Source organism: Noviherbaspirillum sp. (genome assembly GCF_036846085.1).
Taxonomy (GTDB): domain Bacteria; phylum Pseudomonadota; class Gammaproteobacteria; order Burkholderiales; family Burkholderiaceae_D; genus Noviherbaspirillum.
This window is the reverse complement of sequence record NZ_DAIUCO010000203.1, coordinates 1-9,959: the sequence shown is the minus strand read 5'-3', so window position 1 is coordinate 9,959 and position 9,959 is coordinate 1. Positions and strand designations below refer to the sequence as shown.

At 58.7% G+C, this 9,959-nt stretch carries 10 protein-coding genes; 2 read left to right on the top strand and 8 right to left on the bottom strand.

Annotated elements, in window-relative coordinates; genetic code table 11:
* Positions 1-558: 558 nt before the first annotated feature.
* From V7080_RS19515 to V7080_RS19485, 7 genes are all read right to left on the bottom strand, one after another.
* Positions 559-1,758 carry an MFS transporter gene (locus V7080_RS19515; RefSeq protein ID WP_334190064.1) on the bottom strand — a complete coding sequence of 400 codons (1,200 nt, stop codon included), beginning with the start codon at positions 1,756-1,758 and terminating at the stop codon, positions 559-561.
* Positions 1,759-1,804: 46 nt separating this feature from the next.
* A complete protein-coding gene (locus V7080_RS19510; RefSeq protein WP_334190063.1) occupies positions 1,805-2,260 on the bottom strand; it encodes a chromate resistance protein ChrB domain-containing protein in 456 nt (151 codons plus the stop codon).
* Positions 2,257-2,598, bottom strand: a complete 342-nt coding sequence (gene chrE / locus V7080_RS19505; protein WP_334190062.1) for a rhodanese family chromate resistance protein ChrE — start codon at positions 2,596-2,598, stop codon at positions 2,257-2,259. The genes V7080_RS19510 and chrE overlap by 4 nt, the downstream gene beginning before the upstream one ends.
* A 35-nt stretch (positions 2,599-2,633) precedes the next feature.
* Entirely contained in the window at positions 2,634-3,803 is a 1,170-nt protein-coding gene (locus tag V7080_RS19500; RefSeq protein ID WP_334190061.1) for a chromate transporter, read from the bottom strand.
* Positions 3,800-4,762: a chromate resistance protein ChrB domain-containing protein gene (locus V7080_RS19495; protein ID WP_334190060.1), complete on the bottom strand. Its 963-nt coding sequence runs from the start codon at positions 4,760-4,762 to the stop codon at positions 3,800-3,802. The genes V7080_RS19500 and V7080_RS19495 overlap by 4 nt, the downstream gene beginning before the upstream one ends.
* Positions 4,763-4,975: 213 nt before the next feature.
* Positions 4,976-6,109: an ABC transporter substrate-binding protein gene (locus V7080_RS19490; protein ID WP_442947256.1), complete on the bottom strand. Its 1,134-nt coding sequence runs from the start codon at positions 6,107-6,109 to the stop codon at positions 4,976-4,978.
* 207 nt (positions 6,110-6,316) lie between these two features.
* Positions 6,317-7,249 carry a helix-turn-helix domain-containing protein gene (locus tag V7080_RS19485; RefSeq protein WP_334190058.1) on the bottom strand — a complete coding sequence of 311 codons (933 nt, stop codon included), beginning with the start codon at positions 7,247-7,249 and terminating at the stop codon, positions 6,317-6,319.
* A 178-nt stretch (positions 7,250-7,427) separates the two neighbouring features.
* Here V7080_RS19485 and pobA point away from each other — a divergent pair, with 178 nt between their 5' ends.
* Complete coding sequence (pobA, locus tag V7080_RS19480) at positions 7,428-8,609, top strand: 4-hydroxybenzoate 3-monooxygenase (RefSeq protein ID WP_334190057.1); 1,182 nt, start codon at positions 7,428-7,430, stop codon at positions 8,607-8,609.
* A 27-nt stretch (positions 8,610-8,636) separates the two neighbouring features.
* On the opposite strand, the gene V7080_RS19475 is transcribed toward pobA, so the two are convergent.
* Positions 8,637-9,152, bottom strand: coding sequence for a LapA family protein (locus V7080_RS19475; RefSeq protein WP_334190056.1), 516 nt, complete (start codon positions 9,150-9,152; stop codon positions 8,637-8,639).
* 328 nt (positions 9,153-9,480) lie between these two features.
* Here V7080_RS19475 and V7080_RS19470 point away from each other — a divergent pair.
* Positions 9,481-9,959 (top strand): MTAP family purine nucleoside phosphorylase (locus V7080_RS19470; RefSeq protein ID WP_334190055.1); only part of this gene is annotated, 479 nt, incomplete at its 3' end.

Here is a 9,959-nt window from a genome sequence, read left to right as displayed (position 1 = left end):
ACGTCATGCTAGCAAAACAAGCAGGTTCTGATGCGCATCTGCTCAAGCCGGCCCCGATGGATGACATCTTGAAGCTGATGTCGAATCTTCAACAGGACCTTTCCCGGTGAGGGGTGCTAACCCGAAAGGGTCGAGTTCTCATGTGGTTTGCTGGGCTATATAACCTCCATGCTATTGGTGTAAAAACTGACTAGTCCCACCATCACCAGCTGCAACTGAAGACTGGCCCATATCGTGACGGGGTTGAAGGGTCTGCACCGCCTTTCAGTGCCTGTCGGCTACGATGCCGATGTCGTCGATTTCCACGTCGTCAATTTCCATTACTCATCCGCCATTCCGACTAATACATGGAACGATCAAAATTTCGCATTAGAAATCATGTAAGAAGCCTTTCCAGAACAGGCTAGCGTTGGGGGGCAGTCAGGTTTTCGCGGCTTGGCATTGATTGCACCATACATAGTTGAGGCATCCTGCATTGCCATGTCGTGATGAAGCATTGTTGATCGTCTGGATAGGTGGGCGACAAATCAACTTTATCAGCGGCAAATCGCCGTTGTATCAGCAAATTTCTTCTTTCGGGGCCACTTTCCGAAACATCATCAAAAGCAATAAGTCATATGCAATCTTCAGGGTGCCTGCGATCACGAGTGGCCAGCCAAACGGCGACACGCTGAGCAGATAGCCGGCCAGCGCCGGACTGGCCGCTGCTGCCCAGCTGCGCGGCACTGCCGTGATGCTCGCTGCAGCTGCCCGCTCTTGCGGATTGACGACGGCCATCACATACGAGCTGCGCGTCGGTACGTCCATTTGCGACAAGGCGCTGCGCATCATCAACAACGCAATCGCCCATTCCAGGGTCGGCATGAACGGTACCATCAGTAACAGGATATTGGCCGGCAGATGGGTAAACACCATCGTATTGACCAATCCCCAGCGGTTCGCCAACCGGACGGCGACCAGGTACGAGAACGCCGACAATACACCTGTCCAGAAGAAGATGGTTCCGGCTGCCAAGATGGATAACTGAAACTTCTGAAATAGCCACAAAGCCACCATTGACTGCACCACAAAGCCGCCGCCGAAGGAATCGAGGCTGAACAAGGCGGCCAGCGAAAAAACAATTTTCTTCGATTGGCGCAACGGTGCAGGCTTGACTTGAACGGTTGTGGCGGCGTCCTTGGGCAATGTGGAATATATCCCGGCCGCCACGACGCCCAGTACGCCGTACAGTACGAACATTGCCTGTAGCGCCGTCATCATGCTGACGATTTGCATGCGCGTAATGAGTTCGGGCAATCCGGCGCATAGTGCGCCCAATGCCGCGACAAGTGCGCCGACCAGACAGTAACGGGCGAATACGGCTGTACGGTCGGCGTCCCGGACAGCTCCTGACATCAATGAATGCTCGAGCGGCAGGAATACGCTCACGTCGCCACTGGATGGATTGAGCGTGCCAACCACTGCAATGATCAGCATTGGCCAGAACTCGGTTACCGCCGCAAAGCTGAATCCTGTTGCGGCCATCAAGGCGGCAGCCATCAGTAGTAGCGTACGGTATTGGAGGCGCCACGCATGCAAGCCCGCCAGCAGGGTAAGCAAACCAGAACCAAGCAGCGTGGCCGTGGCGATCACGCCGACTTCGAACGGGCTGAGTCCAAGGGAGATCAAATAAATCGGAAGAAGCAGGCTGATATAGCCGTCGGCGAATGCACGTAAGCCCCGGACCCATAAAAGCCGGGAAATCAGCGACGCATTCATTTGCCGAATCTGCAATGTCTGCAGTCGTTAAACATGGCCGCGCAAATCAGTTAATCGTTGGCGGCCAGTCGTGCGCTTCTGCCTGACAGCGCCTGCACCAGGCGTATAAGGCGTCGTACATCACCATGCCATGCCGGAGCATTTCATGATCGTTCGCGTACATCTCCGATAGACCGAGCGAGATCGCATACAAACCGGCGGACTGCGGTGTCAGGTCCAGCCGGGAGGTGTCGGCTCCACGCACGATGGCGGCCAGCTGCTGTAGCGCAGGGTCGGTCAACGCGTGCTTCTTCAAGAATGCGTCAAAGCTGCAAAGCTCCCCGACATGGGACATTTCCACGCCGGGGATGTCAAAGGGGATTGCGTCTGTTTTCTCCGCTACCATGAGTACTTCCCTCGCCGGCACGTAGAGAAACTCCGGTTCCTTGTCGATGAAGCGGGCAATCAGCCACGGACAGGCGATCCGATCGATTTTTGGCCGTTCACGGGTAACCCATTTCATGACGCGCTCCCCGGTGGTTTGCTGGCGACGGGCCGGTTTTCTTCTGCCCATTGCTCGAAGCCGCCTTCTAGAAAAGCCACATCGAAACCGGCTTCCTCAAGGCGGGCTGTACATCGTTGGCTGACTTCGTGTCCATGTACGCAGTAAAGGACCACATTCTGGTTGAGATGCAACTGCAACATCCAATGATCGATGTTTTCGGGATTGCGCCAGGTGGCAGCGGAAATCATATGCGCACTGGCATCGAAGGCCGGTTGGCGGCGTACATCGATGATTTGCGGTGGGTGCGGAAGCGTCATCGCTTCCACAAGCTCTGCGGTAGATATGGCTTTGGGCATCGTGATTTCTCCTCCAGTGTTCTATGCGGTTCCGATCATTTCAGCAGCGGATGCAGAATCAGACCGGCCACTGCCGCAGCCAGAATAATGACGGGCTCCTGCAGCTTCTTGAATTTCCAAAGCAAGGCGATCGTGATCAACGCGATCAATGCCGTCGGGATGTCGATGATGGAGCGCTTGGCAATGACGACCACCGCACCTGCTATCGCACCAATGGCAGCAGCCGTGATGCCATCAACGAATGCGACGACGCCGGGAAGCTTGCCGTACTTCTTGAAATAGGGAGCCGGAATCACCGTAAACAGATAGCAGGGGATGAAGGTCGCCAGTGACGCGACCGTGGCACCCGGCAAGCCGGCAATCAGATAGCCAATGAAGCCGACGGTAATGACAACCGGTCCTGGCGTAATCATTGCCACCGCCACCGCATCAACGAACTGTTTTTCGGTCAGCCACTGATACTCGGTGACAGTGCCCGCATAAAGGAATGGCACGATGGCCAATCCGGAGCCGAAGACAAAGGCGCCCGCTTTTGCAAAGAACAGGCCGATCTGCGTCAGTAATGACACATCCATCGATCCGAAGAAGCTTCCGGCCATCGGCACCTGGGTCAGGGCAGCGGCATTGAAGTTACTTCGATGGAGCCATTTCGGCGGAGCGCGAAGCAGCCACACCAGCACGCCGGCAGCGATGAACAGCCATGCGATTTCCGATTCGGTAATGATGGTGACTACCGCCAGCAGCAGGTAGATAGCCCATAACAGCTTGTCCTTGCCGACGCTTTTCTCGGTGAGTTTTTTTGCACTCATGGCAATAATGCCGATGACAGCGGCACCGACGCCATAGAAGACCGCCTGCATCCAGGGGATGCCGCCGAATCGTACATAAGCCCAACCAAGCGCCACCACCATCAGAAAAGACGGTATGACAAAGGCAACGCCGGCCAGCGTTGCGCCAAGAAGGCGGTAATGCACGTAGCCGAGATAAATGCCCAGCTGCGCCGCCAGCGGACCCGGGGCGAGCTGGGAAAGCGCCAGCCCTTCCTTGTAGTCGGCTTCGCTAATCCACTTTCGCTGTTCGACCAGGTCCCGGTGCATATACCCAACCAGCGCCACCGGTCCGCCGAATCCGAGGGCACCGAGCCGCAGCATATATAGAACCATTTGCCAAAGCGTATAGGCGGGTCGGTCTTCTACCACGTTCATGTACTGCTCTCCTTGCTGTAATGAACATAGAGGGAATCAAGGACGGCGCCGATTTCAATCAGTAATGCGTCGTCGTCTTGCAGACGCGTCCGTGCGCCAGACAGGATCGCTTCAAAGAAAACGGCTTCGGGATGTGGTGGCCCGCCGACATCAAGCGCATGCACAAGGGATGCCAGTTTGGTCAGGGCTTTGTTATCTTCAAGTCCGAAGCTGGCCAGCAGGACTTCGAATGTGACCTTGTCACCGACGTGCGTGAATCTCGCATCATCGAAATCAAAGCCCAGCGCTTCTGTCGGGCAATCCAATGGCGTGTCCAGCCAGAGAAATCGCGCGCTGCAGTCGATGAAGCGCTGGATCAGCCACGCACTGGCAACCCGGTCGACCCACAGATTGCGTCGCGTAGCCCAGGTACGACCCTGGAAATCGGCTGGGTGCAGTCGAGGAATCGGGCGCTGCGCGGCGTGCGGTTCATCGGGTGAGAGTACTGCGTTGGCGGCATTTTCGAAGTCGGCCCAGGCGGCCTGGGCACTGAGCGACATATCGTTCGGGAAAAAATCGATACGCTGGATGGATTCCAGTTCCTTGCGCAACTTCTTGACGGTCTTGGCGACTTCCGACGGAGTTTGCGCCGCCAGAGCCTTGCGGGATTCGGTGATCTGCGCAACGAGCCCCGTGTAATCCTGCGAGCGGTCAAAAAGAGGAACGAACTCCGTGGCCTCGGTCGGATTCCTGGGCAAAATGGAAACGACCCATGCCTGCCCGCCTTCCGTATTCGTTTGTACGGCTAAGTCAGATAGCGCCTCTGCATGTCCGTTTATGTCCGGCAAAAGGTAGACGCCGTCACGCAATGGCATGCAGCCAAGCGCCTTGATGGCGCGCCAAAGGCGCATACGCGGCGTTGCGCTTGCGGTAGGCAAGGTCGCGATCAAGATCAACCAGTTGGACAGGGGAGGCTGCATGTAACGTATTCTACATTTTGTAGAAATCATTACAAATACAATTTAAAGCGCACATTCCCCAAGTTGAATTTCCCTCTTGCTTCCCTGATCCGTCATCCCTACAAAGATTTTTTATTACTCAGGTTTGGGCTTGCTTGCGACACAACCGCAGTACAAACAAAAAGCCCCGCACGTTCACACGCCGGGGCTTCATCAGAAAATAAGCGCGAAAGATTACTTCCCCGGATCCTTCACATCCGCGAACTTGTCGAACTCCACGTTATAGAGTTCGCCGTTCACCTTCTCCACCTTGCGCACATACACCGTCTGCACCACATCCCGGGTCGACGCATCGATGACGATCGGCCCGCGCGGGCTGTTGATTTTCATGCCCTTGAGCACTTCCATCGCCTTGTCGCCGTCGATCTTGCCGTTCAGCTTCTTCGCCACTTCATAGATCGCGTGCATGCCGTCATAGCCTGCGACCGCCATGAAGTTCGGGCGCCCGCCGTTCGGGTTGGCGTCGGCAAACTGTTTCAGGAAGGTCTTGTTCTCCGGTGAATCGTGGGCGGCGGAGTAGTGGAAGGTGGTAATCACGCCGAGGACCGCGTCGCCCATGGCAGGCAGCACATGGTCGTCGGTCAGGTCGCCGGTGGCGATGACCTTGATGCCGGCATCGGCCAGGCCGCGCTCGCGGTAGCCCTTCATGAAGGCGATGCCCTGTTCGCCGGCCGGCACGAAGATGAAGACGGCTTCCGGCTTGGCGTCCTTGATGCGCTGGATGAAGGGCGCGAACTCCGGGTTGCGCAGCGGCACGCGGATCGATTCCAGCACCTGTCCGCCGCCACCGGTGAAGGTGTTCTTGAAGGCGGTTTCGGCGTCGATGCCGGGGCCGTAGTCGGCCACCAGCGTCACCACCCGCTTGATACCGTTCTTCGACGCCCAGGTCGCCATCGGCGCGGAGATTTGCGGCAGGGTCATCGATACGCGGGCGATGTAATCGGACTTGGTCGTGATGATGGAGGTCGCCGCATTCATGATGATCATCGGTTTTTTCGCCTGCTGCGCGATCGGCGCCACTGCAAGCGCTTCCGGCGTCAGGCCAAAGCCGGCGAGGAAATCCACCTTGTCGCGCACCACCAGTTCCTGCGCCAGCCGCTTCGCGACTTCCGGTACCGGACCGGTAGTGTCCTTGGCGATGATCTCGATCTTCTTGCCGGCGACGGTGTCGCCGTGCTGTTTCATGTAGGCCTTGATGCCGCCTTCCATCTGCTTGCCGTAATCGGCGAAGGGGCCGGAGAACGGCGCCACCAGTCCGATCTTGATGGTTTCCTGCGCCTGCGCGCCGAACGACATCAGGCCCGCCATGCCGATCGCCGCGACCGATGTCCATAGTGTTTTGAGTTTCATGCCTGTCTCCTGTTGTAATGATCTGGAAGTACGCCATACGGCCCGGATCGGAATGTTGATCCTGATCCATGACGGTGCCGATTTGCCAAATGATCATATCCCACGATATGTTCGTTCAACAGATGCTTGTGCGGTAGTCGAACCGTTTGTCGGGAATCCTTCAGATCAACGATGCAGGGCTTCCGCCTGCTGGCGGAATTGTTTCGGCGACAGGCCGGTTGCCCGCTTGAAGAATCGGGTGAAGTAGGCCGGGTCGGAAAACCCGACGGCATAGGACGCCTCGCTGACCGTCATCGAGGTATAGACGAGCGTGCGCTTGGCTTCGAGGACGATGCGCTCATGGATCATTTCCAGCGCCGACTTGTCGACCGCCCGCCGGCACAGGAGATTGAGATGGGCGGCGGTGATGCCGAGCGACGCCGCATAGGCCGCCACCGGCTGGTGGCTGAGGTAGTGCTCTTCCAGCATGTCGCAGAACCGCGCGAAGTGGCCGCCGGATCGGGAGGCTGGGCGAGGTTGGGGCGGCTGTTGTTGCGGTTGCGCATCGAAGGTGCTACGTGTCAGGCGGATCAGGATGGCCGTCAGCAGCGCTTCCATCAGCGCCTCGCGCTGCGGCAGGTTGCCGGCATATTCTTCGTCGAGTGCACGGAAGGACATCCGCAGGTAGTCGCCCTCGGCGTCATCGCCGAGCCGATGCAGGCTGGGAACGCCGAAGCGGGCGAACCGGCTGGCGAACCGATCGCCGAGGCGGCGCGTCAACTGGTGAATCAACGGATAGGCGAGGGTGAATACATAACCGACGGCGTCGCGCCTGAATCGGAAGCCGTGAATGCAGAGCTGCGGAACCATCAGTACTTCGCCGGCCTGCATGCGGCTGGTCTTGTCGTCGAGCCGGACTTCCGCTTCACCTTTCTCCAGATAAAGAATCTGGAACAGGCCGCTGTGCTGGTGCGGCTTGATATGCCAGTTGTGCAATTTGCTGCGGGCGGCGATCGCCTCGCAGTGCACCATGTCGGGCGTCGGCCACGGCTCCCGTTCGCCGTAGAGCTGGTACGTTGGAATCGGCGTAATGGAAGAAATGACGGAATCCGTGTTCATGGAAGGCTGGCTCCTTGCGCCCTAGATCGTAGCAGATGCAGGGAATATGCGAAAAGTGCAAATCTTTGGCATAAAAATCCCTTCCGGTCAGCGCGGTTTCATCCGACCATGAAGAAAAAGAACATCACCATGCCCGTCGCCCGGGATGACCGGCGGCGTGTGTGACCGGAGACAAGCAATGAAGACACAGATAGCCATCATCGGCGCGGGACCGTCCGGGTTATTGCTCGGCCAGCTATTGCACCTGCAGGGCATCAGTACGGTCATCCTGGAAGCGCGCACGCCGGATTACGTGCTGAGCCGGATACGCGCCGGCGTGCTGGAGCAGGGCACGGTGGAACTGTTGCGGGAGGCGCAGGCGAACACGCGCATGGATCGCATCGGCCAGGTGCACGAAGGCGTGGCCCTGTCGTTCAATGGCCGCTGCGAACGCATCGACCTGAAAAACCTGACCGGCGGAAAGACGGTGATGGTATACGGACAGACCGAAGTCACCCGTGATCTGATGGAGGCGCGCGCCGGCAACGGCGGCATCAGCATTTATGAAGCGCAGGATGTGCGGCTGCATGATGTTTACTCCGACAAACCGCGCGTCACCTTCGCCAGCAGCGGCGAGACCGTAACCCTGGAATGCGACTTCATTGCCGGCTGCGACGGCTTCCACGGCGTGTCGCGGCAGTCGGTGCCGTCAGACGCGATCAAGGTGTTCGAGCGCGTCTATCCGTTCGGCTGGCTCGGCATTCTCTCGGAAACCCCGCCGGTATCGCATGAGCTGATCTACGCCAACCACGCGCGCGGCTTCGCGCTGTGCAGCATGCGGCATTCGATGCTGAGCCGTTACTACGTGCAATGCACGCTGGACGACAAGGTGGAGGAATGGCCGGACGAGCGCTTCTGGAACGAATTGAAGGCACGCCTGCCCGAACATGCCGCCGCATCGCTGGTCACCGGCCCGTCCATCGAAAAGAGCATCGCGCCGCTGCGCAGCTTCGTCGCCGAGCCGATGCAGTTTGGTCGTTTGTTCCTCGTCGGCGATGCCGCGCACATCGTGCCGCCAACCGGCGCAAAAGGACTGAATCTCGCCGCCGGCGACGTGCGCACCCTGTACCGGATACTGCGCAAGCATTATCAGGAAGGCCGGTCCGACCTGCTGGGCCGGTATTCGGAAATCTGCCTCAGGCGGGTGTGGAAAGCCGAGCGGTTTTCCTGGTGGATGACGTCGATGCTGCACAAGTTTTCGGACGATCCTTTCGCCCAGCGCATCCAGCTCGCCGAACTGGAGTACTACACCGGTTCCGTCGCGGGACGGACCACCATCGCGGAAAACTATGTCGGGCTGCCGTACGAGCCGATCGAGTAGCTGACACGCGCCAGCACCGGGTTCACGTCAATGCTCGCGCCGGATCACCGTCGCCGGCAATACCGGGCGGTGCGCCTCCCGCTCGAGCCGGTCCTCGATCTCGCCGAGCTGGGCCGCCATTGAGTTGCCCGACTCCTCCAGCGAGGTGCTCAGCTTCTGTTCCATCCGTTCGATGCGGGCCTGCAGGGTGGCATTGGATTCCGCATCCCGTACTGCCACCGCCTGCAGTTCGCCTTCGATGAAGCGCCGTAATTCGGTAAACCGCGATGCCTCGGCACGGTCCGCCAGCTCCCGGTGCGCCTGCAATTCCCGTGCATGGCGGCGCGCTTCCAGCAGGACCGAAGTTTGCAACGTCACGATATAGGTGAGAAAAACAGCCGCCAGGATCGCCAGCAGGCCCAGCATGATCATGCCAAGCGGCGCAACGATGGTCGCGACGCCGAACGACACGGTCGTCGAGGCAAGGAATTCGCTCCAGTTCAGTGCTACAAAGGCGATGATGAGGATCAGCACCGCCGCCAAAAGTACGTTGCGTAGTTTCATGGCCGTTCTCCTTGCGGAATTTCCTGAAAGCAGGCGATGCTCGGGCCGCATGCCGATCGTCGTCTCGATTGATTGAACCCCCATAAAGAATGAGTTGAATTAATCCAATTTGTTCCATGGCAGGGTTTGATATGGACGAAACCGGAAGGGCGGGCGCGACGTATAAGTGTTGGACGGCAGGCTCGCAGAGCCGCAAGCGTAGTTCGGCACTTCGGTGTAAGGTTTCGGCTGTTCTGGCGACTTAGACAAAACAGAAGCGGACATATCCGCAATACAATGCGCCGCCGGGCTGCAAAAGCGCGGCGCTCAATCAACTAGGACGACAACGATGCTTGCAATCATTGGCGGGACCGGGGTATATCAGCTGGACGGACTTGAAGTTGTGGAACACATGGACGTGCAAACGCCGTTCGGCGCGCCGTCGGCCCAAGTGCTGCGGGGCCGCATGGGCAGCCAGGACATTCTTTTCCTGGCGCGGCATGGCGCGCAGCACAATCACTTGCCGCATGAAATCAATTACCGCGCCAATATCTATGCGCTGAAGTTGCTGGGGGCAACACAGATCATCGGCATTTCCGCCGTCGGCAGCCTGCGCGAGCAGATTGCGCCAGGCGATCTCGCCATCCCGGAACAATATTTCGACTGGACCAGGGGGCGGCGCGCGTCGAGCTTCTTCGGCAACGGCGTCGCCGCCCACATTTCCACCGCCAATCCGGTGAGCGGCCAGCTCGCACGGTGGATTGCCGCCCATGCCGGCAGGCTCGGCATCACGCTCCATGCCGGCGTAACCTATGCCTGTGTCGAAGG